We start from the raw sequence: 21,048 nt of genomic DNA, 5'->3' as shown, positions 1-21,048 counted from the left end.
GACGCCGGCGGGACCGGGGCTGCGGGCGCGGCCGGGCGCGGGTGGCCCGTCGCACCGAGCGGCACGGCCGCGAGCTGCTCGACCGAGGCGGCGATGGCCGCGAGTGCCGCGTCGCGCCCCGCATCGGCGAGCACGGTGACGCCGAACGGCAGCCCGGCCGCGGTGAGGCCGACCGGCACGGCCACGCCGGCGAGGTCGAGCAGGTTCGCGAAGGTCGTGAAGCGACCGAGCGCGGCGTTCGCGGCGACCGGATCGGCGAGGAGCGCCTCGATCGTCGTCGTGTACGGCGACGTGGGGACGAGGAGCGCCGACACGTCGGCGAGCGTGGATTCGGCCTGGCGGCGCAGGACGCGCAGGAGATGGGTGCCGCGGAACACGTCGACGCCGGTGACGTCGGGGCCTGCGGACACCGCGGCACGCACGGCGGGGTGCACGTCGTCGGGGTGCTCGCCGAGGAAGTCCTCGAGGGCGCCGTACCGCTCGGCGAGCCACGGGCCGCCGTAGAGCATGGCGCCCGTGCGCAGGAACGGCGTGAGGTCGACGGTCACGAGGGTCGCGCCCGCCGCCTCGAGCCGGGCGAGCGCGCGGTCCCACTCCGGGCGGTAGTCCTCGCTCAACCCGAGGTCGCGCTCAGCGGGAACCGCGAACGTGAGTCCCGCCGGATCGGCGGGCACGGCGCGCCGGGCGGTCGGCGGCAGTGCGCGCGACCACGCATCGCTCGGGTCGTGGCCGGCCATGACGTCGAGCACCCGGGTGCCGTCGTCGACGGTGAGGGCGACGACCGAGACGCAGTCGAGGCTGCGGCAGGCCGGCAGCATCCCGGCCGAGCTCACGAGGCCACGGCTGGGCTTCACTCCGACGGTGTTCGTGAACGCGGCGGGCACCCGGCCGGAACCCGCCGTGTCGGTGCCGAGCGCGAAGCTCACGAGGCCGGCCGAGACCGCCACCCCGCTGCCCGAGCTCGAGCCGCCCGAGATCATGCGCGCGTCGAACGGGGTCGACGGGATGCCGTACGGCGAGCGAGTCCCGTTGAGCCCCGTCGCGAACTGGTCGAGGTTCGTCTTGCCGATGAGCAGGGCGCCCGCGTCGAGGAGCCGCCGCACCGCGGTCGCCGTCGCGCCGGGAGTGCGCGCGAACGCGGGGCACGCGGCCGTCGTCGGCATGCCGGCGACGTCGAGGTTGTCCTTCACCGCGAACGGGATGCCCCACAGCGGCCGGCCGTCGGGTCGCGACCCGAGGGCGGCGGCGGCGCGCCGCGCCTCGGCGCGACCCACCAGGCTGATCCAGACCCCCTCCCCGCCGTAGCCCTCGATGCGGTCGTAGACGGCGTCGACGACCTCCATCGGATCGAGTTCGCCCGAGCGATAGCGCAGCTCGAGCGCGGCGATGTCGAGGGACCCCAGCTCGTCGTCGTGGCGGACTGCGGTCCAGGCGGGGTCGTGCGCGGCATCCGTCATCGTCAGGCGGCAACCTTCGCCTCGAGCGACGAGAGGAACGCCGACGACTCGGCGATCGCACCGAACACCCCGCCCTGCATCGTGACCATCTTGAGCGCGGCCTCGTAGTTGCCGTAGTCGGTCGCCCCGGTGCAGTCCGAGAGCAGGAGGCACTCGTACCCGCGGTCGTTGGCGTCGCGCATCGTCGTGTGCACGCACACGTCGGTCGTGATGCCGGTGAGCACGATGTGGGTGATGCCGCGGTTGCGCAGGATCAGGTCGAGGTCGGTGGCGTAGAACGAGCCCTTGCCCGGCTTGTCGATGATGATCTCGCCTTCGATCGGCGCGACCTCGGGCACGATCTCCCAGCCGGGCTCGCCGCGGGTGAGGATGCGTCCCGCGGGGCCCGAGTCGCCGATGCCCGCGTTGATGCGGCGCGAGCGCCAGAGCTTGTTGGCCGGCAGGTCGGACAGGTCGGGACGGTGGCCCTCACGGGTGTGGATCACGAGCAGCCCCGCCTCGCGGGCCGCGGCGAGCACGCGCTGCGTGGCCGGGAGGCCCGCCCGGGTGAGCGAGAGGTCGTAGCCCATGGCCTCGACGTAGCCGCCGTGGCCGCAGAAGTCGACCTGCCAGTCGATGTTGATGAGGGCCGTGGTCTCGGGGCGGAAGCCGCCGTCGTACGGCCAGGCGTACGGGTTCGCATCGACGGGGCCGAAGCCCCACTCGGGGATGGAGCCGGTCATGATGTCCTTCCTTCCGTTCGGCGGAACGCCTCGGCGACGGCGGCGGAGGTGCCCACCGCGCCGAAGATCCCGCCGGACATTTCGATCATCGACACCGACGGTGCGACGAGGTCCGGGTCGAGGGGCACGCACGCGTCGACGACGAGGAGGCATTCGAAGCCCCGGTCGTTGGCGGAGCGCATCGTGGAGTGCACGGCCGTCTCGAGGCCGACGCCCACGAGCAGCAGGCGTTCGATGCGCCGCGAGCGCAGGATCGGCTCGAGGCTGCTGCCGAAGAAGCCGTCGAGGCCCGCGGCGTCGATCACGACGTCCGCGTCGGCGAAGGCCTCCCCCGGGTGCACCGCCGCGGGGGCGGCGAGCCGCGCCGGGGGCACCGTGATCACGCGGATCACGGTGCCGCCGGCGTTCCGCGTGGCGGCGACGACCGTCGACATGGCCGCGGCCTGGGTGGCGGATGCCTCGGGCCCCCCGAGTTCGGGGCCGACGACGAGCACCGCGGTGCCCGCCGGATCGAGGTCGCCGTTCCACGGCCACGGGTACGGCGTGGTGGCCGCGACGTGCACCGGGAGGGTCGGGTGCTCGATCGTGTCGACGGTCGCGCCCATGGTCAGTTCGCCAGGTCGCCGACCACGCCCTGGACGAAGTAGTCCATGGCATCGATCTCGGCGTAGTCCGGCGTGACGCCGTCGGCGACCTTCACGGCGCCGTCCTGGTCGAGCACGGGACCCACGAACGGCGAGCCCGCGTCGGTCGCGAGGAACGCCTGCGCGTCTTCGATCGCGGCCTGCGTCTCGGCGCTCACGGAGGGTCCATAACCGGCGAGCACGAACGGGTTGGTGCCCGTCTTGTAGCCGACGCGGTAGTTCGCGTTGAACTCGCTGCCCGTGAACTTCCCGTCGAGGATCGTCGCGACGATGTCGCTGTAGAGCGGGGCCCAGTCCCAGACGGCGCCGGTGAGCCAGCCCTCGGGGGCGAGCTCGGAGGCATCCGCGTGGTAGCCCACGGTGTGCGCGCCGGCGGCCTCGGTCGCGTCGATGACGGTCTTGGTGCAGTCCTGGTGCTGCGTGATGACGTCGACGCCCTGCGAGAGCAGGCTGTTCGCCGCCTCGCGTTGCGCGGCCGGGTCGCACCAGCTCGAGGTGCTCACGGTGATCGTCTCGACGCCGGGGTTGACCGTCTGCGCGCCGCGCTCGAACGCGTTGATGTTCGCGATCGTCTGCGGGATCGGGAAGGCGTAGACGTAGCCGAGCTTGCCCGACTCGGTCGCGGCTCCCGCCGCGATGCCCGCGAGGTACATGGGCTCGTACACGGTGCCGAAGTAGGTGCCCGAGTTCGGCAGGATGTCGCCGGCGATCGTGTTGCCCTGCTGCACCACGACGACGTCGGGGTGATCCTCGGCCACCTGCTGTGCGGCGTCGAGGTGGCCGTAGCTCGTGGCGAAGATGATCTTCGCGCCACGGTCGATCATCTGCTCCATGGTCGTCACGGCACTGTCGTCCTCGGGGACGTTCTCGGCCGTGAGGATCTCGAGGTCGGGGTGCTCGTCGGCCAGGATCTGGGACGCCTCGTACACGGCTTGGTTGTAGCCGTAGTCGTCGCGCGGGCCGACCATGATGAAGCCGATCGCGGTGCCGCCCGTGCCCGGGGCGCCGTCGGACGAGGAGGCGTTCTCGGCCGCGACGGGCGATGAACAGCCCGCGAGGCCGACGACGGCGGCGACCGCGAGGGCGGTCGCGCCGGTTCGGATGGTGAAGCGTGCCATGGGGATTCCTTTCGACGGGCGCGTCGGGACGGGCGGCGGGCGCCGCCCGTCCCGCGCTCGATCGGGTTGGGTGCGGTGCGGGATGTGATGGGTGGTGCGGGATGGGGAGGGTGGGGGTGGTGGGGGTGGTGGTGCGCGCGCTAGGTGGCGGGCGCGCCGTTCTCGAACACCCGTTGGAGCTCGGCCGGCGCCGCATTGCTGCTGCGCCTGCCCAGGGCGGCGAGGACGACGAGGGTGAGCACGAACGGGATGACGTGCAGCAGGAACTGGTTCACGGGGATGCCGCGGGCCTGGAGCGCCGGGCCGAGGGCGAGCGCGGCACCGAAGAGGTAGGCGCCAGCCATGACCTTGACGGGCCCCCAGGCCGCGAGGATGACGAGCGCCACGGCGATGAAGCCGCGCCCGGCGACCATGTTCTCGAACCACGTGTTGGTGTACGCGATCGAGAGGTGCGCGCCGCCGACGCCGGCGAGGAACCCGCCCGCCCCGACCGCCCAGGTGCGCACGACGCGCACGTCGGCGCCGTGCACGGTGAGGGCGTCGGAGCGCTCGCCCGCGGTGCGCAGGAGGAGCCCGGCGCGCGTGCGGAAGAGCACGAACCACGCGGCGGGCACCGCGAGGTAGCTGAGGTAGACGAGCGGGTCCTGGTCGAACAGCACCGGCCCGAGGACGGGGATGTCGGAGAGCACCGGGATCGCCCACGTCGTGAACGGGGTGATCGTGCGGCCGACGTAGCTCGCCCCGAAGAGCGAGGTGAGCCCGAGCGCGAGGAAGAGCACCATGAGGCCGCTCGCGAACTGGTTCGCCCCGCGCCACAGCACGAGCAGCGCGTGCACGAGCGCGAGGGCGGCGCCGACGATCCCGCCGCCGAGCACGCCGAGCCAGGGATTCCCGGTCTCCGCGGCGATGATGTACGCCGTGAGCGCGCCGCCCAGCATCCCTCCCTCGGTGCCGAGGTTGATGACGCCGGAGCGCTGCGACACGGTCTCGCCGAGGGCGGCGTAGAGGATCGAGGTCCCCCCACGCACGCCGCCGGTGAGCACGTCGATGATGAGGCTCATGCTCTCCTCGCCTTCACGGTGGTCCAGCCGAGCACCGCCGCCAGGATGAGGGCGGTGAGGATGTTGACGGATGCCGCGGGCAGCTGCGCGTCGAGCTGCAGGCTGTCGCCCGCGATGGCCAGGGCCGCGAGCACGAAGGACGCGAGCAGCACGGGCAGCGGCCGGTGCCGGGCGAGCCAGCTGGCGAGGAATCCGAGGTAGCCGATCTGGAGGCCGAACCCGGCCCGCAGCTTGTATTCGATGCCCGTGAACTGGATCGCACCGGCGAGGCCGGCGAGCAGACCACCGACGATGAGCGCGGAGATCACGAGGCCGGCGACGTTCATGCCGGCGCGGCGCGCCGCCTCGGCGTTGCCGCCCACGACCGAGAGCCGGAATCCCCAGCGGGTGCGACCGAGCACGAGGATCACGACGACCGTCGCGGCGAGCGCGACGATGATGCCCACGTTGATGACGGTTCCCGTGATCACGGGCATCTTCGCGGCATCCGCCAGTTCTCGGGTGGTGGGCTGGCCGGCCGCCGATTCGCGCCAGGGCTGGTAGATGAGGAACAGCAGCAGGTCGAGCGCGATGAAGTTGAGCAGGAGCGTGCTCACGGCCTCGTCGACCTGGAAGCGCAGGCGCAGGATCGCGGCGACCCCGGCCCACGCGGCGCCCGCGACGCCGCCGGCGACGAGCGCGAGCACGAGCACGAGCGGTCCCGGCAGCTGCTGGTCGAGCGCGAGGGCCGTGCCGCCCGCCGCGATCGCGCCCAGCATGAGCTGGCCCTCGCCGCCCACGTTGGTCAGTCCGGCGCGGGCGGGCACGAGCACGGCGAGCGCCGCGAGCGTGATCGGCGCCATCACGTTGAGGATCTCCGCGAGCGAGCGGCCCCGCAGGAACGTCGACACCCACATGTCGCCGAGCGCCTCGAGGGGGTTCGCGCCGCGCAGCAGCAGCAGCGCGCTGAAGATCACGAGGGCGCCGCCGATGGCGGCCGCCCAGCGGCCCGTCGCGCGCAGCGCGGCAGCGCGGCGGTCGGGGCGCTCGCCGGGTTCGACGAGCGACGGCGTCGGGTCGAGCAGGGTGGTCATGACGTGCCTCCCACCATGAGCCGGCCGATGGCCTGGCGATCGAAGTCGGCGGCGAGGACCTCGCCGGAGACGTGTCCGTCGTGCATCACGACGATGCGGTCGGCCAGCGCCATGAGCTCGTCGAGGTCCTCGGAGACCATGAGCACGCCCGACCCGGCCGCGCGACGCTCGAGGAGGACCTCCTGCGTGCGCCGGGCGTTCGCGACGTCGAGCCCCCGGGACGGGTACGCGGCCACCACGAGCGACGAGTCGAGCGCGAGCTCGCGGGTGAGGATGACGCGCTGGATGTTGCCGCCCGAGAGCTCGCTGAGCCTCCGCTTGGCGGGTGCGATGCGCAGGCCCAGGCGTGCGTCGGCGTCCGTCATGCGCGCTCGCACGGCGGCCCAGTCGACCCCGAGCCCGCGGGCGGGGATGCGACGGCCGTCGAGGCCCATGTGCTCGAGCACCGTCAGGCGGCGCACGACGGAGTCGGCGACGGGATCCTCGGGAACCGAGGCGGCGCCGGCGCCGATCGCGTCGCGTGCGCTGTCGACGGAGGCTCCGCCGATCCGCACCTCGCCCGACGTCGTCGGGCGCAGGCCGAGCGCGACCTCGCACAGCTCGCGCTGTCCGCTGCCGGCGACGCCGGCGATGCCGACGAGCTCGCCGGGCTGCACGCGGAGGCTGATGTCCGTGAGCGCCTCGTGTCCCCGGTCGCCGCGGGAGCTCACGCCGGTGAGCTCGAGCGCGGGCACGTCGCTCGGCGGCACGGGGCCCCGTTCCGCGGGGAGCGCCGGGACCGCTCGGCCGACCATGGCCTCGATGAGCTGCTCGTCGTCGTAGTCGTCGGGGTCGACGCCGTGGAGCACGGTGCGCCCGGCCCGCAGCACGGTCACCCGATCGGCGATCGCGCGCACCTCGCCGAGCTTGTGCGTGACGATGACGATGCCGAAGCCCGCCTCGGTGAGCTGGCGCACGACGGCGAAGAGCGCGTCGACCTCCTGCGGTGCGAGCACGCTCGTGGGCTCGTCGAGGATGATGAGGCGGGCGCCCGTCATGAGCACCTTGAGGATCTCGACCCGCTGGCGCTCGCCGATCGAGAGGTGTCGCACCCGGGCGTTCGGGTGCACCGCGAGGCCGTGCCGGGCGCTCGCCTCGGCGATCTCGGCGGCGAGGTCCTTGAGCCGCAGCACCGGGCCGGGGTTGGCGGCGAGCGCGATGTTCTCGGTGACGGTGAACGCCGGCACGAGCCGCAGGTCCTGGAACACCATGCCGACGCCGCGGCTTCGGGCCGCCGCGGGAGAGCCGAGCGCGACGGGCTCGCCGTCGATGAGCATGCGGCCCTCGTCGGGCTCGTAGACGCCGTAGACCATCTTGAGCAGGGTGCTCTTGCCGGCGCCGTTCTCGCCGACGAGCGCGTGCACCTCGCCCGCGTGCACGTCGAAGCGCACGTCGGAGTTCGCCTGCACCTCGCCGAACCGCTTGCTGAATCCGTCGACCTGCAGCATGGGCAGGGTGGTCGGGGCCACCGGGGCTTCGATGGACATCCTCACTCCCTCGCGTGTCTCACAGCCGGCGACGACTGCGGTTGATCATCATCTGGGTCATGGCGCGGGCGGCCCGTTCCTCGACGACGTCGAGGGAGATGCCGATGTGGCTCCGCAGCCGTTCGGCCGCGAGCGGCAGGTCGTGCTCGAGCACGGCCTCGACGATCTCGAGGTGCTCGACGATGCTGAGCTCGATGCGATCGGCGCTCAGGAAGTCGTGCATGCGCACGGGCCGGATGCGGGCGTTGACGTTCTCGAGCGTCTCGGTGAGCACGAGGTTGCCGCAGGCCCGGTTGAGGGTGACGTGGAAGGACTCGTCGAGCTCGATGAACGAGCCGTCGGGCGCCGGCGGCGCCGCCTTGATCGCGACCCAGCGGGCGTGCAGCGCCTCGAGCGTCGACCGCTCGTGCTCGACGCCCGACTCGGCGGCGCGGGTGATGCCGCGGAGCTCGAGGGTGAGCCGCAGCTCGTAGAGATCGCGGAGGTCGAGCAGGTCGGGCTCCGCCACGTAGTAGCCGCCGTCCGCGTAGCGGTTGAGCAGGCGATCGGCGTGCAGGCGGGCGAACGCCTCGCGCACCGGGGTGCGTGAGAGGTGCAGCTGCTCGGCGAGTGCTTCCTCGGCCATGCGCTGGCCGAACGGGAATTCACCGAGGAGCACCATGCGGCGGATGGCGGTGTACGCCTGCTCGCGACGCAGCCGGGCGGCCGCGGATCGCGTCGACGTTGCCGTCTCCGACGCTGGACTCTCCGATGGATTCGGTGCTGTATACATGCCGAAATACTCTCGGCGCCGTGTTTCGTCCGCCGCGGCTCCCCCGTAACGTCTGTGTTTCCGGAACCGCGGATCCCGAAACACGATGTGCGATCGCGCGCCGTAGCCTGCGGGAATGGCCCTCCCCCGCATCCTGCTCGTGCACGGCGCCGCGACGACCGCCTCGGTGTGGCGGCCGGTGCTCGCGCTCCTGGGCGACCTCGACGCGGTCGCGGTCGATCGGCCCTGCAGCGGCGATCTCGAGATCGAGCTCGCTGCGCTCGCCCCGCTCGCGGAGGGCGCGTTCGTCGTGGGCGTGAGCGGCGGCGCGACGCTCACCCTCGCGCTGGCCGCCTCGCCCGTCGCGCTCGCGGGCGGCATCGCGCACGAACCCGCGGTGGGCAGCCTGGTCCCCGGACTGCTCGCCCCGATGGCGGCGGCGTTCGCGGAGGGGGGCACGGCCCGCTTCGCGACGACGCTCTACGGGCCGCTGTGGCGACCCGAGCTCGGGCCGCGCGATCCCGACGCGGTCGCGCGCGAGTTGCCCATGTTCCGGGCATTCGAGCCGGAGCCGGCGCGGCCGGGGCAGGGTCCCGTGCTCGCCACCGTGGGCGGCGACTCGCCCGCTCCGCGTCACGCCGCGGCCGAGGCGCTCTCGGCGCGGCTGGGCTACGAGACGGCCGTATTGCCCGGATGCCGCCACTTCCTGCCGCAGGAGCACCCCGCCGCGCTCGCCGCACTCATCCGGACGCGGCTGGCCTCGTAGCATCCGACCCTCTCGGACCGCGTGGCGCAACCCCTCGCGCTCGGCGCGGCGGAGGCGGATCATGGAGCCGTACGAAGCATCCACCGTTCGAGGAGGAACGCCATGGCAACCGTCGCACGTGTCACCACCATCACCGTCCGCTCGGAGACGAGCTTCGAGGACGCCGTCGCGGCCGGCGTCGCCCGGGCGTCCGAGACGCTCCGCCACGTGAGCGGCGCGTGGGTCAAGGAGCAGAAGGTCGAGGCGAGCGAGGGCAAGATCACGGCGTGGTCGGTCACGCTCGAGGTGTCCTTCGTGCTCGACGACTGATCGGGAGCAGCGTCGCACCAGCGCGCACGACGCGCACGAGGAGCGGGGAGGGCATCGCCCTCCCCGCTCCGCTTTCCGTGTTCAGCGGGTGGTGCTCAGAAGCTCCAGCTTCCGCGGATGGCGAGGTACGCACCGCTCGTCGTGTCGGTGACCGACGCGTTCGACCAGGTTCCCGACACCAGGGTCGCCGTCTGCCCGCCCGGGCAGGACAGCACCGACGAGGCAGCCGGCGCACTCAGCGTCAGGGAGCCGCTGACGTTCCCGTTCTTGTCGGCGGGGAAGACGCCGCTCGTCGAGACATCCGAGCTGATCTTCGTCTTCTTCGGGTCGGACGGCACGTTGCCGCCGCCGTTGACGCACTGGTACAGCGCGTCGAGATGGGCGGTGGCCACGATGGTCTCGACGGACCCGGAGGCGAGGCCGGTCTCCTTGAACTGCACGACGAGCGACGTGCCCGAGAGGGAGGCGGTCGTGGCGTTCTTGATGAAGTGCGGGCTGCCTCCTGCGAGCGCAGGGCCGGCGCCGGCGAAGACGAGTCCAGCGGCGGCGACGAGCGCGATGAGCGCCTTGCGGATCTTCATGATCACTTCTTTCGGGTTGGTGGTGATGGAGAGGCTCAGCCTCGCAACCACGCCGTGTCGCACGGACCCGTCCCGAACCGGATCGAATGTGGCACCGGCATTCGCGTCGGCCACGCCCTGAGGGCGACGCTACTCGCGCCCTCCACTCGGGAACACCCCCAGAATGAGGATTTCTCATGTTCGCGCATGGGTCGGTCGACGTCCCATGGTGCGCCACCGCGAACCACGGATGCCGCGGGCGCGGGGTCTCGGGCCGAAGCCCTCCGCCGCGCCCGCGGCATCCGTGGTGCTCGTGCCGCGCTACTCCCCCGCGAGGCCGCCGATGAGGTGGCCGAACGGCCGCTCGAGGGCGAACGGATCGGTCACGTTCGCCGAGCGATCGCTCGCCGCGACGAGCCCGGCGAGCTCGCCGGAGGCTCGCTCGATGCGTGCGGGCAGCGTCTTCACCGAGTCGGCAGAGGAGCCCCAGTCGCCCGTCGCGGCGAAGACGCCCGTCGGGGCCACCACGGCGTGCAGGTAGGTGAACATCGGCCGCAACGCGTAGTCGAGCGCGAGCGAGTGGCGCGGCGTGCCCGCCGTCGCGCCGATGACCACGGGCATGCCGTCGAGGGCCGAGGCGTCGATCACGTCGAAGAACGACTTGAACAGGCCGGAGTAGCTCGTGGTGAAGATCGGCGTGACGGCGATCAGGCCGTCGGCGCCGGTCACCGCGTCGATGACCGCCTCGAGCTTCGGGCTCGGGAACCCAGTGAGCATGTGGTGCATGATGTCGGTCGCGACGTCGCGCAGCTCGAAGGTCTCGACGGTCACGTCGATGCCCTGCTCCGCGAGCTTCGCCACGGTCGCCTCGGTGAGCTTGTCGGCGAGCATGCGCGTCGACGACGGCTGGCTGAGTCCCGCCGAGACGACGGCGAGGGTGCGGGTGGTCATCGTCAGGCTCCCTTCACTGCGGCGGTGCCGAATGCGGCGCCGCGCGGCGCGGTGGACTCGCCCGAGGCGCGTGCCGCGTTGCGGGCGGCCACGAGCGAGGCGTGCGTCGGGGCGTCGGGCACCGACGCGGGCCGGTCCTTCGCGAACTCGCGGCGGAGCACCGGCACGACCTCCTCGCCGAGCAGGTCCAGCTGCTCGAGCACGGTCTTGAGCGGGAGTCCGGCGTGGTCCATGAGGAACAGCTGGCGCTGGTAGTCGCCGACGTAGTCGCGGAACCCGAGGGTGCGGTCGATGACCTCCTGCGGGCTGCCGACGGTGAGCGGGGTCTGCGCGGTGAACTCCTCGAGGCTCGGGCCGTGGCCGTACACCGGCGCGTTGTCGAAGTACGGGCGGAACTCGCGCACGGCGTCCTGCGAGTTCTTGCGCATGAACACCTGCCCGCCGAGGCCCACGATCGCCTGGTCGGCGCTGCCGTGCTCGTAGTGCTCGAAGCGCTGGCGGTAGAGGGCGATCATGCGCTGCGTGTGCGACGCCGGCCAGAAGATGTGGTTCGCGAAGAAGCCGTCGCCGTAGTAGGCGGCCTGCTCGGCGATCTCCGGGCTGCGGATCGAGCCGTGCCACACGAACGGGGGTACGTCGTCGAGCGGGCGCGGGGTCGACTGGAAGCCCTGCAGCGGGGTGCGGAACTGGCCCTCCCAGTCCACGAAGTCCTCACGCCACAGGCGGTGCAGCAGGTTGTAGTTCTCGATGGCGAGGTTGATGCCCTGGCGGATGTCCTTGCCGAACCACGGGTACACCGGGCCGGTGTTGCCGCGGCCCAGCATGAGGTCGACGCGGCCGTCGGCGACGTGCTGCAGCATCGCGAAGTCCTCGGCGATCTTCACCGGGTCGTTCGTGGTGATCAGGGTCGTGGCGGTGGAGAGCTGCAGGGTGGTCGTCTGCGCGGCGAGGTACGCGAGCGTCGTCGTGGGCGAGGAGGACCAGAACGGCGGGTTGTGGTGCTCGCCGAGCGCGAAGACATCGAGCCCGACCTCCTCCGCGTGCTTCGCGATGGTGAGCGTCGCCTTGATCCGCTCGTTCTCCGTCGGCGTGCGCCCCGTGGTCGGGTCCTGCGTGATGTCGCTGACGGTGAAGATTCCGAACTGCATGTCGCCCTCCGGGGCTCGTTCTTGTTGCATGCTTTTGCATACACCGGCTCCAACCGATGGCCCCGTCGCACTATTCCCGACGAGCGGACCACCGACACGACACGGGCGCGGGGCCCGTCGCACGCGACGGGCCCCGCTGGTCGATTTCCCTCGATCAGTCGAGGTCGGTCGGCTCGTGGTCGTGGTCGAGACCGCCGCCGCCGGCACTCCAGCTCTGCTGCGGGCCGGCGGGATCCGGGAGCATGAGGCCGCCCGGCACATTGGCACCCATGACGCCGTTGACCGTCTCCGTCGAGTAGGAGTAGGCGAGCACGGCGAGGGCGATCGCGTCGATGTTCACGTCGAGCGCCTCCTCGTTGACGTTGTCGATCGTGTCGCACGCCTGGTGGTAGCACGGGTCGAACGACAGCCCGGCAGTGCCGCCCCAGATCGCCTCCTGCTCGGCGCTCTTCACGACCTCGGCACCGGTGAACAGGCCACCGGCGGGGATGCCGTTCAGGATGAACGCCTGGTAGTCGCTGCGACCGCTGAACTCCGCGTCGTCGTAGGGCTGGCCGACGCTCGTGTAGTAGCGCTCGAAGAGCGTCTCGATGGCCGCAGAACCGTCGGGGACGACCACCGGGGCCGCGAAGCCCGACTCGTTGCCGTCGTACACCATGAAGATGTAGTTGGGCGAGGCGACCATGTCGAAGTTCAGGTACAGCGCGATGCGGTCCTTCTCCTCCTGGGTGAGGCCGGCGACGTACTGCGTGGAGCCGATGAGGCCGCTCTCCTCCGCACCCCACCATGCCAGGCGCACCGTGTTCTGCGGCTTGACCTTCGACATCTGCTGCGCGATCTCGAGCAGCGACGCGGAGCCGCTGCCGTTGTCGTTGATGCCGGGGCCGGCCTGCACGGAGTCGAGGTGCGCGCCCGCCATCACGACGTTGTCGTCGTTCACGCCGGGCAGCTCCGCGATCACGTTCTTCTGGGGGCGCGACTCGGGCGCGGGCACGAAGACGTTCGCCGTCGACCCGGCCTGGGCGAGCGCCTGGCCCTGCGCGTAGCTGGCGCCGACCACGGGGATGTCGACGATGTCGTTGCCGCCGAGGGTTCCCACGATCAGGTCCATGCGAGCCGCGGTGTCGGCGTCGCCCGCGTTGAAGATGATGACGCCCGCCGCGCCCGCCGCCTCTGCGTTCAGCGCCTTCACGCCGAAGGTGCACGTTCCGCGCTGGATGAGTGCGATCGTGCCGGCCGGGAAGCCCGCGAAGTCGGCCGCATCGCAGCCGCTCGTGTTGGCGTTCGGGGTGGTGAGCTGCACGTCGACCGGCGTGACGGCGGCGGTCACGTCGCCGTCGCCGCTGCCCGTGAACGGCCCGGTCGGGTACTCCGCCTGGATCGGCGTCAGCTGCGTGAGCGTCGACGGCCCCACGTACGTGTAGGGGAACTCGTCGATCGACACGTTCCATCCCGCAGCGTCGAGCGTGTCGACGACGTAGTCGACGCTCGCCTCGTAGCCGGGGAGGCCGGCCGCACGCGTGCCCCCGTTGTCGTCGGCGATCGACTGGAGCGCCTCGAGGTGCTCCATTGCACCATCGGCGTCAACGCAGTCGAGCAGCCTCGACACGGTGTTGTTGGTGCGCGACTCGCACGCGGTGGCGCTGGGCGCGGCCAGCGCCGCTCCGGCCGGGATGAGCGCCAGTGCGGCGACCGCGGATGTCGCGGTGACCACCACCGTGGCGCGTCGGGAAAGCAGTGCAGATCGATACATCATCTCTCCTTCTCGGAGGCGCCGACGCTGGCGCCTCTGCCTCCGACCCTATGGGCGCGAGGTCGTCCGGCGACACCCTCGGCCGCCAGGCCGGGCCGAATCCGGCGGCGATCGTCGCGCGACGGATTCCCAGCGCGGGATCGTTGCACGAATGGCCCGTCGGACGCGCCGCTCCGCGACGGGCCCGACCGCGACCGCGACGGCGGCGGCGGCGGAGCGAGCGAGCGAAGGCCGGGAAGGCCGATGCGGGCCGGCCGTGGGCCGCTGAACCCGGTCTGCATGGCTAGACTCGCCGCGATGGACACCATCTCGGTCGTCATACCCAGCAGGAACGATGCGGACTTCCTCGTCGTGTGCCTCGATGCGCTCGCGAAGCAGACGCGTCCCGCCGACGAGGTCATCGTGGTCGACGATCTCTCGAGCGACGACACCGCCGACGTCGCCCGTGCGGCCGGGGTGCGGCTCATCAGCTTCACGGAGCTCGGCATCTGGCCCGCCACCGCCGCGGGCTTCGACGCGGCATCCGGCACCATCGTGGCGCGCCTCGACGCCGACTCGGTGCCCGCGCCCGACTGGCTCGAGCAGGTCGAGCGGCGGATGTCGCAAGCCGACCGCCCGACGGCGATCACCGGCACCGGGGTGTTCTACGGCGGCAGGCGCCTCATCCGCTGGATCGCCCGGCACGTGTACATCGGCGGGTACTTCTTCTGGATCGGCGCGCTGTTGGGGCATCCGCCGATCTTCGGATCGAACTACGCAATGCGGCGCGACGCCTGGCTCATCCTGCGCGACATCGTGCACCGCGATCGCGCCGACGTGCACGACGACCTCGACCTGTCGTGGTGGATGCAGCCGGGGATGACGGTCGTGTTCGAGCCCGCCCTCGTGGTCGGGGTCTCGGCGCGTCCGTTCGACAGTCCCGCACAGCTCGGCCGGCGGCTTCGCATGGCGGGGCACACGCTCGCGGTCGAATGGCGCGCGTGGCCCCCGGGCAAGCGGCGTGCGGCACGCCGCAGGGGTGCCGCGTCGGCTACGACGCGGGTGTGACGCCCGACTCGGCGAACAGCGCGAGCATGTCGCGGGCGAGCTGGTGCGGCGACTCCTCGCACGGGCTGTGCCCCGCCGGGTAGACGGCGACCCGTGCGCCGATCGCCCGCGCGAACCGCTCGTGCAGTTCCCGCGGCCAGAGGTCGTGCTCGCCGACGGCCACGAGCTTCGGCACCGGCGCCGCTGCGAGGCGCTCCCGCAGGTCGGGCGTACGCATCATGAGCCCGATGATGTCGTCGACGCTCTCCCGTCGCGTGAGCCGGAAGCGCTCGCGCACGAATGCGAACCGCAGCGGTGGCACGCGGTTGAGGTTGTTCCGGATGCCCCACAGCATGAGCGCAGCCCCCTGTCGCGCCGAGGTGAAGGCGCTGATCGGGCCGATACGCTTGATTCCGCGGAACGCCTGGCCGTGCTCGGGCGGGGCGCTGAGGAGCGTGAGGCTCGCGAAGCGGTCGGGGCGCTCGAGGAGCGCGAGCTCGGCGATCGTGCCCGCGAAGCTGTAGCCGAGCACGTGGGCATTGCCGGCGCCCGCGTCGAGCACCGCGAACAGGTCGTCGAGGAAGAGCCGCTCGTCGTAGTGCGCACGCGGCGGCGTGAGGTTCCACGGACCCGCCTCCGCGGACTCGTACTGTCCCGCGAGGTCGTACGACTCGACACGGTACCCGGCTGCCGCGAGCAGCGGCATGACGAGCACGAAGTCCTCCTTCGAGCCGGTCGCCCCCGGCACGAGCACGACCCTCGGCCCCGATTCGGGGCCGAGGGCGACGTGCGCGAGGCGCCCGCTCGGCGCGTCGAAGTGCGTGCGCACGGTACCGGCCGGGAAGACGGTCCAGTCGATGTCGGGCAGCGCCGCGTCGAGCGCACGTGCACTGTCGACGGCATCGGTCGACGCGACCGCCGTGCCGCGCCTGCGGAAGTTGTCGAGAGGCCCTCGGAATGCCACCACGTGCTCACGATACCGCCGCCGTGCGGCGCCGCCGGCAGTGCCGCTACTCGGCGAGTGCGGCGTCGAGGCCGGTCAGGTCGAGCTCGACGCCGTGCGGGCGGGAGGCCCCGGTGATGCGTGCCGGGACGCGCACGAACACGCCGCGCTCGCGGGCCGCGTCGAGTCGGTCGCGCCAGCGGTCGTCGGCGTCGGGCTTGAGGAAGCCCGCGTGCCGCGGCTTCGGATCGCCGAGCAGCTGCACGCCGACGCGGTAGCGGCGGGAGAGCCAGCGTCGAGCCCGCGGCACGAGCACCGCGTGCTGCTCGGGGCCGCCGTGGATGCGGGCCAGGTCGATCGAGGACTGGTGCCGCTCGACGTCGGCCACGGGCACGACGGCGCGCACCTCGCCCGGCACGGGTTCGGCGTCGAGGAGCTCGAGTCCGTCGAGCGAGGTGAGGTCGCCGAGCGGATCGGGGTTGCGCTGGCGCCGCTCGCCGAGGGTCAGCACGACGAGCCAGGCCAGGGCCGCGACGATGAGTGCGACGAGCGGCCAGTAGGCCCACGGCGCGCTGTTCGGTCGGATGAAGCTCGTGGCCACGAGCAGCAGCACGAGCACGAGGTATGGGAGCGGCTCCCAGCGACCGAGGGGCACGGATCGGGGCGCGGGCACGGACCGGGGACCGGGCGCGGTTCTGGGTGCGGACACCCAGTCAGGCTACCGGGGCGGGCGGCGCCACGGCGCCCGCCTCAGCGCAGCGACGGGAGTCTCGACGCGACCTCCTCGAGCACCGCCTCCGAGCCCGCGTAGATCCCCTGCTCGCGCGGCCAGTGCGAGATGACGTCGGTGAACCCCAGTTCGGCAGCACGGCCCACGGCGTGCTCGAACGCGCCGACGCTCGAGAGCGAGAAGCGCGTCTCGTCGTCGAGCGAGAGCACCCGGTCGATCGTCGCGGGGTCGCGCCCCTCGGCGGCGCAGGCCTCGTCGAGGCGGGCGGCGAGCTCGGCGACGCCGGCCCACCACGAGGCATCCGAATAGGCCTGCGGGCCCGTGGTGACCCAGCCCTCGCCGAGCCGAGCCGCGAAGCGCAGTGCGCGTGGGCCGTTCGCGGCCATGAGGAAGGGCATGCGGGGCTCCTGCGCGGGCTCGCCCACCATGCGCGCCGCGACCGCGGTGAACTCGTTTCCCTCGTAGGAGATGCCCTCGCCCGATCCGCGCTCGAAGCGCAGCAGCCGGTCGAGCACCTCGACGAACTCCGCGAAGCGGTCGAAGCGCGCCCGCGGCGCGAGCTCGGCCTGCCCGAGCACCGAGGCGTCGAAGCCCGTGCCGCCCGAGCCGAGGCCGAGGGTGAACCGGCCGCCTGAGATCTGGTCGATCGTCGCGACGTCCTTCGCGAAGGGCACCGGATGGCGGAAGTTCGGGCTCGCGACGAACGTGCCGAGGCGGATGCGCTCGGTCGCCATCGCGGCGGCGGCGAGCGTGGGCACGGTCGCGTGCCAGCGCTCCCCCGCGAGGCCCCGCCACGAGAGGTGGTCGTAGGTCCACGCGTGGTCGAAGCCGAGCTGCTCGGCGCCGCGCCAGAAGCGCCCGGCCTCGGGCCAGTCGTGCTGGGGCAGGATGACGATTCCGAAGCGCATGGCGTGCAGCCTACGCGCGCGAGGTGGTGTCGGCGGGTACCGCGAGCGGCACGAGATCGATGTCGAGGGCGACGGATGCCGCGTCGGCGGGCCGCCGTTCGAGCCGCACGAGCACGATGCCGCCGAGGATCAGCACCCCGCCGAGGATCTGCAGCGGGCCGAGCGCCTCGCCGAGCAGGATCCAGCCCACGATCCCCGCGAAGACCACCTCGGAGAGTCCGAGGAAGGAGGAGAGCCGGGCGCCGAGCATGCGGATCGCGGCGATGCCGGCCAGGTAGGCGAACGCCGTCGAGAGCGCTCCGACGGTGAGCAGCAGCACCCACCACGGCGCCGTGCCGCCGAGGAACGAGACGTCGGTGAACGTGGCCTCCATGGGCAGCGCGCCCACTGCGCCGGCGATGGCGAGCGCGACCGCGCCGACGACGAACCCGGCGGCGATGAGGGCGACGGGCGGCAGCTGCTCGGCCGCGCTCTCGCCGATGGCGTAGTAGACGCACACGCCGATCATGGCGATCGCGGCGAAGATGAGGCCGAGCGGGTCGAGGTCGCCGCCGCCGGGACCGATCACGAGCACGAGCCCGCCGATCGCGAGGATCGACCCGCCGAGCACGATGAGCTGCGGCATCCGTCGCGTGCGCATCCACGCGAACAGCACGAGCGCGATCGGTGCGAGGTACTCGATGAGGAGGGTCATCGACACCGGGATGCGCTCCAGCGAGGCATAGAAGGCGAACTGCACGCCCGCGACCGCGACGAGGCCGTAGAGCAGCACCGTCCAGCGGGCGCGCCAGAGCGGCCGGAGGTCGAACCGCAGCGCGATCAGGCCGGGGATCGCGAGCAGCGCGGCCGCGATCGAGATGCGCGCGAGCACGGCTGCACCGGGCGACCATCCGCTCTCGAGGAGCGGCTTGACGAAGACGCCGCCCGCTCCGAAGGCGAGCCCGGCGCCGAGGCCGAGGACGATGCCGACCAGTCCGCGTGACCCTCGCACGAGCGTCTCCTCCCGATTCGCACGTCGGCGTGCATGCCTGTGCACATGTCATGCCCGAACGTGGTTATGATCATGACAGTACCGAGCCGGATGTCAGGAGTCAAATGATTTTCACCGATGACACGGTCGCGGCGCTCGGCTTCATGGCCGCGCTCGCCGACACCGTGCCGGACGCCTCCGAATCGGGCGACGACGAGCTCGCGACGCCCGTCCAGCTCGCGACCCTGCTCGACGAGTGGAAGTACTCCGGGCGACGCGACGGCGACGCCCGCGAGCTCGCCGAGGTCGCCCAGGTGCGCGAGCGGCTGCGCGCCGCCTGGAGCCTCGACCGCGACGCGATGGTGGGCGAGGTGAACGCGATCCTCGCCGAGGCGAACGCGCTCCCCCGGCTCGTTCGGCACGACGACGTCGACTGGCACATCCACGCGACCTCGCAGGACGCGCCGCTCGCCGAGCGCATCCTCGTCGAGGCGGCGATGGCGCTCGTCGACGTCATCCGCGCCGACGAGACCCGGCGCCTGTCGCACTGCGCGGCCGATGACTGCACCGGCGTCTTCGTCGACCTGTCGAAGAACGCGTCCCGCCGCTTCTGCAGCACGCGCTGCGGCAACCGCATGGCCGTGCGGGCGTACCGGGCGCGCACGGGCGACTGAACCGGGCCGAGGGCCGGCCCGCGGCATCCCCTCGCCGGGCGACCCTGCGGCATCCGCAGTAACCGCCGGCCCCGCGACATCCGCGCGAACGCCACCACGCGGCATCCGCTCGCATGACGAAGGCCCCCGCCTGCATCAGCAGGGCGGGGGCCTTCGCAAGAAGTTCGCGGTGTCGTCGAGAGCCGCGCGGAACTGAACGCTTAGCGGCGCAGCCCGAGACGCTCGATGAGCGAGCGGTAGCGGTTGATGTCGACGTCGGCGAGGTAGCCGAGCAGACGACGACGCTGACCGACGAGGAGCAGCAGGCCACGACGCGAGTGGTGGTCGTGCTTGTGCTCCTTGAGGTGCTCGGTGAGGTCCTTGATCCGCTTGGTGAGGATCGCGATCTGGACCTCAGGGGATCCAGTGTCACCGGGGTGGGTCGCGTACTCTTCGATGATCGCCTTCTTGGTGTCTGCATCGAGTGCCATAGATGGGATCCCTTCTTCTCGTTGCGCGCTGCCCACGGCCTTCTGCCGGGGCTCTCTTTGTGCGCGGCCGTCATGACGGCAACCTCGATACTCTACCAGAGCGGATGCCGCGGCTCGCGCAGTACCTTCGGCCCTACGCCCCCGGGCACGGTTGCGTAGCGTTCGGATCGACAGCGAACCGACGTCGAGGAGCGAACGAGACATGACTTCCACCACCGCACGATTCGAGGGCCGCACGGCGATCGTCACCGGAGCCGGCTCGGGCATCGGCCGCGCCACAGCGGTCCGGCTGGCGCAGGAGGGCGCACGCGTCGTCGCGAGCGACATCTCGGCGGAACGGCTCGCCGAGCTGACGGCGGAGCATCCCGAGCTGGCGCTCGTCACGGTCGCCGGCGACGTCTCGACCGAGGCCGTGGCCCGGCAGCTCGCGGCCGAGGCGGGCGACCGTATCGACGTGCTCGCGAACGTCGCCGGGATCATGGACGGGTTCCTGCCCGCCGCCGAGGTCGACGACGCGACGTGGGAGCGGGTCATGAACGTCAACGTGACCGCCATCATGCGCCTGACCCGGGCTGTGCTCCCGAAGATGATCGAGGCGGGCAGCGGCACGATCGTGAACGTCGCGAGCGAGGCGGGCCTGCGCGGCTCCGCCGCGGGCGTCGCCTACACGACCTCGAAGCACGCCGTGATCGGCTACACCAAGAACACGGCGTTCATGTACGCGCCGAAGGGCATCCGCGTGAACGCGGTGGCGCCCGGCGCCGTCGCGACGAACATCGAGGCACCCTGGAACTCCGAATGGGCGGCGGGGCGGCTCGGACCGCTCATGCAGGTCGTCATCCCCGGCGTGGCCACCCCCGAGCAGCTCGCCGCCGCGATCACGTGGCTCGCGAGCGACGACTCCGCGAACGTCACGGGCGTGGTGCTCGCGTCGGACGGCGGTTGGTCGGCGATCTGAGCGCCGGAAGCGCCTGACAGATCGCGCAGATCGCGCACCTCGACGAACCCCCAGTTCGCGGCATAGTAGTGAGGAATCCTCATTGCTATGCTCGAAGACGGACGGTCGAGCATGTCCAGCGAGCAGGAACGAACGGAGCTCGAGGCGCGTGTGTTCTCGCGCGCCGGGGCCGACGACCCTCGCACCGAGCACGTCGACCCCGCCACGCTGCGCGTGCTCCTGATGACCGACAGCGAGTGGCGCCTCCTGGAGTTCGACCGGTTCAGCGCGGGCGTCGGCGGTGCGAGGCGCGTCCGCGCCGCGGGACCACCTGCGCCGACCCTGCGCACCGAGCCGGCGAGGGCCGGTGGGACGAACACACACGAGGGCCCGCACGGCGGGGCCGGGCACGGCGCCGTCCCGCTCGGCGGTCCTGGGAACAATGCCCACGACAGCCCGCGCGGCGGGCGCGGGCACGGCGCGCGCCCGCTCGACGGCTCGCCCGCCCGTGGACCGCTGCGGCGGCGTCACGTCGCGCTGCTCGCGCTCGT

General features: G+C 72.0%; 23 protein-coding genes. 6 read left to right on the top strand and 17 right to left on the bottom strand.

Annotated elements, in window-relative coordinates; translation table 11 throughout:
• The 8 genes from atzF to EDM22_RS17735 form a co-directional block, all read right to left on the bottom strand.
• The coding region (gene atzF, locus EDM22_RS17770; RefSeq protein ID WP_122938419.1) for an allophanate hydrolase at positions 1-1,457 on the bottom strand (1,457 nt) is incomplete at its 3' end.
• A 2-nt stretch (positions 1,458-1,459) separates the two neighbouring features.
• Positions 1,460-2,179 carry a biuret amidohydrolase gene (gene biuH, locus EDM22_RS17765; protein ID WP_122938418.1) on the bottom strand — a complete coding sequence of 240 codons (720 nt, stop codon included), beginning with the start codon at positions 2,177-2,179 and terminating at the stop codon, positions 1,460-1,462.
• Entirely contained in the window at positions 2,176-2,784 is a 609-nt protein-coding gene (locus tag EDM22_RS17760; protein ID WP_122938417.1) for an isochorismatase family protein, read from the bottom strand. Before EDM22_RS17760 ends, biuH begins: the two co-directional genes overlap by 4 nt.
• Before the next feature lie 2 nt (positions 2,785-2,786).
• Positions 2,787-3,941, bottom strand: a complete 1,155-nt coding sequence (locus EDM22_RS17755) for a BMP family ABC transporter substrate-binding protein (RefSeq protein WP_122938416.1) — start codon at positions 3,939-3,941, stop codon at positions 2,787-2,789.
• A 140-nt stretch (positions 3,942-4,081) separates the two neighbouring features.
• Positions 4,082-5,002, bottom strand: a complete 921-nt coding sequence (locus EDM22_RS17750) for an ABC transporter permease (RefSeq protein ID WP_122938415.1) — start codon at positions 5,000-5,002, stop codon at positions 4,082-4,084.
• Complete coding sequence (locus EDM22_RS17745) at positions 4,999-6,075, bottom strand: ABC transporter permease (protein ID WP_122938414.1); 1,077 nt, start codon at positions 6,073-6,075, stop codon at positions 4,999-5,001. The genes EDM22_RS17750 and EDM22_RS17745 overlap by 4 nt, the downstream gene beginning before the upstream one ends.
• Positions 6,072-7,601: an ABC transporter ATP-binding protein gene (locus EDM22_RS17740; protein ID WP_122938413.1), complete on the bottom strand. Its 1,530-nt coding sequence runs from the start codon at positions 7,599-7,601 to the stop codon at positions 6,072-6,074. The genes EDM22_RS17745 and EDM22_RS17740 overlap by 4 nt, the downstream gene beginning before the upstream one ends.
• A gap of 19 nt (positions 7,602-7,620) precedes the next feature.
• On the bottom strand, positions 7,621-8,373 hold the full coding sequence (locus EDM22_RS17735) for a GntR family transcriptional regulator (protein ID WP_122938412.1): 753 nt from the start codon (positions 8,371-8,373) through the stop codon (positions 7,621-7,623).
• Between the two features lie 115 nt (positions 8,374-8,488).
• On the opposite strand from EDM22_RS17735, the gene EDM22_RS17730 reads away from it, so the two are divergent.
• Both EDM22_RS17730 and EDM22_RS17725 read left to right on the top strand, forming a co-directional pair.
• The gene (locus EDM22_RS17730) at positions 8,489-9,118 is read left to right on the top strand and encodes an alpha/beta fold hydrolase (protein WP_122938411.1); all 630 of its coding nucleotides are present in this window, start codon (positions 8,489-8,491) and stop codon (positions 9,116-9,118) included.
• Between the two features lie 102 nt (positions 9,119-9,220).
• A complete protein-coding gene (locus tag EDM22_RS17725; RefSeq protein WP_122938410.1) occupies positions 9,221-9,427 on the top strand; it encodes a dodecin family protein in 207 nt (68 codons plus the stop codon).
• Between the two features lie 95 nt (positions 9,428-9,522).
• On the opposite strand, the gene EDM22_RS17720 is transcribed toward EDM22_RS17725, so the two are convergent.
• The 4 genes from EDM22_RS17720 to EDM22_RS17705 form a co-directional block, all read right to left on the bottom strand.
• Positions 9,523-10,008, bottom strand: coding sequence for a hypothetical protein (locus EDM22_RS17720; protein WP_170964199.1), 486 nt, complete (start codon positions 10,006-10,008; stop codon positions 9,523-9,525).
• A 300-nt stretch (positions 10,009-10,308) separates the two neighbouring features.
• Positions 10,309-10,938: an FMN reductase gene (locus tag EDM22_RS17715; protein WP_122938409.1), complete on the bottom strand. Its 630-nt coding sequence runs from the start codon at positions 10,936-10,938 to the stop codon at positions 10,309-10,311.
• 2 nt (positions 10,939-10,940) lie between these two features.
• Positions 10,941-12,086, bottom strand: a complete 1,146-nt coding sequence (locus tag EDM22_RS17710) for an LLM class flavin-dependent oxidoreductase (RefSeq protein WP_122938408.1) — start codon at positions 12,084-12,086, stop codon at positions 10,941-10,943.
• Between the two features lie 154 nt (positions 12,087-12,240).
• Positions 12,241-13,839 (bottom strand): M28 family metallopeptidase, encoded by a 1,599-nt coding sequence (locus EDM22_RS17705; RefSeq protein WP_122938422.1) that lies wholly within the window; start codon positions 13,837-13,839, stop codon positions 12,241-12,243.
• 297 nt (positions 13,840-14,136) lie between these two features.
• Between EDM22_RS17705 and EDM22_RS17700 the strand changes: the two genes are divergently transcribed.
• Positions 14,137-14,886, top strand: a complete 750-nt coding sequence (locus EDM22_RS17700; RefSeq protein WP_122938407.1) for a glycosyltransferase family 2 protein — start codon at positions 14,137-14,139, stop codon at positions 14,884-14,886.
• Here the strand turns inward: EDM22_RS17700 and EDM22_RS17695 are convergent.
• The 4 genes from EDM22_RS17695 to EDM22_RS17680 are packed head-to-tail and all read right to left on the bottom strand — an operon-like array spanning position 14,870 to position 18,437.
• A complete protein-coding gene (locus EDM22_RS17695; RefSeq protein WP_376917949.1) occupies positions 14,870-15,832 on the bottom strand; it encodes an alpha/beta fold hydrolase in 963 nt (320 codons plus the stop codon). The two genes, EDM22_RS17700 and EDM22_RS17695, sit on opposite strands and share 17 nt — an antisense overlap.
• A gap of 43 nt (positions 15,833-15,875) precedes the next feature.
• Positions 15,876-16,517, bottom strand: a complete 642-nt coding sequence (locus tag EDM22_RS17690) for a hypothetical protein (RefSeq protein ID WP_138708132.1) — start codon at positions 16,515-16,517, stop codon at positions 15,876-15,878.
• A gap of 41 nt (positions 16,518-16,558) precedes the next feature.
• Positions 16,559-17,446 (bottom strand): LLM class flavin-dependent oxidoreductase, encoded by an 888-nt coding sequence (locus EDM22_RS17685; protein ID WP_122938405.1) that lies wholly within the window; start codon positions 17,444-17,446, stop codon positions 16,559-16,561.
• A gap of 10 nt (positions 17,447-17,456) precedes the next feature.
• Complete coding sequence (locus EDM22_RS17680) at positions 17,457-18,437, bottom strand: EamA family transporter (protein ID WP_122938404.1); 981 nt, start codon at positions 18,435-18,437, stop codon at positions 17,457-17,459.
• A 104-nt stretch (positions 18,438-18,541) separates the two neighbouring features.
• On the opposite strand from EDM22_RS17680, the gene EDM22_RS17675 reads away from it, so the two are divergent.
• Entirely contained in the window at positions 18,542-19,090 is a 549-nt protein-coding gene (locus EDM22_RS17675) for a CGNR zinc finger domain-containing protein (RefSeq protein WP_170964198.1), read from the top strand.
• A 200-nt stretch (positions 19,091-19,290) separates the two neighbouring features.
• Here the strand turns inward: EDM22_RS17675 and rpsO are convergent, their stop codons facing one another.
• Complete coding sequence (gene rpsO, locus EDM22_RS17670) at positions 19,291-19,560, bottom strand: 30S ribosomal protein S15 (RefSeq protein WP_067946678.1); 270 nt, start codon at positions 19,558-19,560, stop codon at positions 19,291-19,293.
• A 202-nt stretch (positions 19,561-19,762) separates the two neighbouring features.
• Here rpsO and EDM22_RS17665 point away from each other — a divergent pair, with 202 nt between their 5' ends.
• Positions 19,763-20,518, top strand: a complete 756-nt coding sequence (locus EDM22_RS17665) for an SDR family NAD(P)-dependent oxidoreductase (RefSeq protein ID WP_122938403.1) — start codon at positions 19,763-19,765, stop codon at positions 20,516-20,518.
• A 111-nt stretch (positions 20,519-20,629) separates the two neighbouring features.
• Positions 20,630-21,048 (top strand): hypothetical protein (locus EDM22_RS19710; protein WP_425455160.1); only part of this gene is annotated, 419 nt, incomplete at its 3' end.

Origin of the sequence: Agromyces tardus, assembly GCF_003710805.1 — a bacterium.
Lineage (GTDB): Bacteria > Actinomycetota > Actinomycetes > Actinomycetales > Microbacteriaceae > Agromyces > Agromyces tardus.
The sequence above is the reverse complement of the archived record's forward strand: the minus strand, read 5'-3'. Positions and strand labels throughout refer to the sequence as shown.

What these genes read in the sequence shown, in the direction of transcription:
- biuH (WP_122938418.1), bottom strand. Translation starts at nt 2,179, where the DNA reads ATGACCGGCTCCATCCCCGAGTGGGGCTTCGGCCCCGTCGATGCGAAC.
- EDM22_RS17760 (WP_122938417.1), bottom strand. Translation starts at nt 2,784, where the DNA reads ATGGGCGCGACCGTCGACACGATCGAGCACCCGACCCTCCCGGTGCAC.
- EDM22_RS17755 (WP_122938416.1), bottom strand. Translation starts at nt 3,941, where the DNA reads ATGGCACGCTTCACCATCCGAACCGGCGCGACCGCCCTCGCGGTCGCC.
- EDM22_RS17750 (WP_122938415.1), bottom strand. Translation starts at nt 5,002, where the DNA reads ATGAGCCTCATCATCGACGTGCTCACCGGCGGCGTGCGTGGGGGGACC.
- EDM22_RS17745 (WP_122938414.1), bottom strand. Translation starts at nt 6,075, where the DNA reads ATGACCACCCTGCTCGACCCGACGCCGTCGCTCGTCGAACCCGGCGAG.
- EDM22_RS17740 (WP_122938413.1), bottom strand. Translation starts at nt 7,601, where the DNA reads ATGTCCATCGAAGCCCCGGTGGCCCCGACCACCCTGCCCATGCTGCAG.
- EDM22_RS17735 (WP_122938412.1), bottom strand. Translation starts at nt 8,373, where the DNA reads ATGTATACAGCACCGAATCCATCGGAGAGTCCAGCGTCGGAGACGGCA.
- EDM22_RS17730 (WP_122938411.1), top strand. Translation starts at nt 8,489, where the DNA reads ATGGCCCTCCCCCGCATCCTGCTCGTGCACGGCGCCGCGACGACCGCC.
- EDM22_RS17725 (WP_122938410.1), top strand. Translation starts at nt 9,221, where the DNA reads ATGGCAACCGTCGCACGTGTCACCACCATCACCGTCCGCTCGGAGACG.
- EDM22_RS17720 (WP_170964199.1), bottom strand. Translation starts at nt 10,008, where the DNA reads ATGAAGATCCGCAAGGCGCTCATCGCGCTCGTCGCCGCCGCTGGACTC.
- EDM22_RS17715 (WP_122938409.1), bottom strand. Translation starts at nt 10,938, where the DNA reads ATGACCACCCGCACCCTCGCCGTCGTCTCGGCGGGACTCAGCCAGCCG.
- EDM22_RS17710 (WP_122938408.1), bottom strand. Translation starts at nt 12,086, where the DNA reads ATGCAGTTCGGAATCTTCACCGTCAGCGACATCACGCAGGACCCGACC.
- EDM22_RS17705 (WP_122938422.1), bottom strand. Translation starts at nt 13,839, where the DNA reads ATGTATCGATCTGCACTGCTTTCCCGACGCGCCACGGTGGTGGTCACC.
- EDM22_RS17700 (WP_122938407.1), top strand. Translation starts at nt 14,137, where the DNA reads ATGGACACCATCTCGGTCGTCATACCCAGCAGGAACGATGCGGACTTC.
- EDM22_RS17685 (WP_122938405.1), bottom strand. Translation starts at nt 17,446, where the DNA reads ATGCGCTTCGGAATCGTCATCCTGCCCCAGCACGACTGGCCCGAGGCC.
- EDM22_RS17675 (WP_170964198.1), top strand. Translation starts at nt 18,542, where the DNA reads ATGATTTTCACCGATGACACGGTCGCGGCGCTCGGCTTCATGGCCGCG.
- rpsO (WP_067946678.1), bottom strand. Translation starts at nt 19,560, where the DNA reads ATGGCACTCGATGCAGACACCAAGAAGGCGATCATCGAAGAGTACGCG.
- EDM22_RS17665 (WP_122938403.1), top strand. Translation starts at nt 19,763, where the DNA reads ATGACTTCCACCACCGCACGATTCGAGGGCCGCACGGCGATCGTCACC.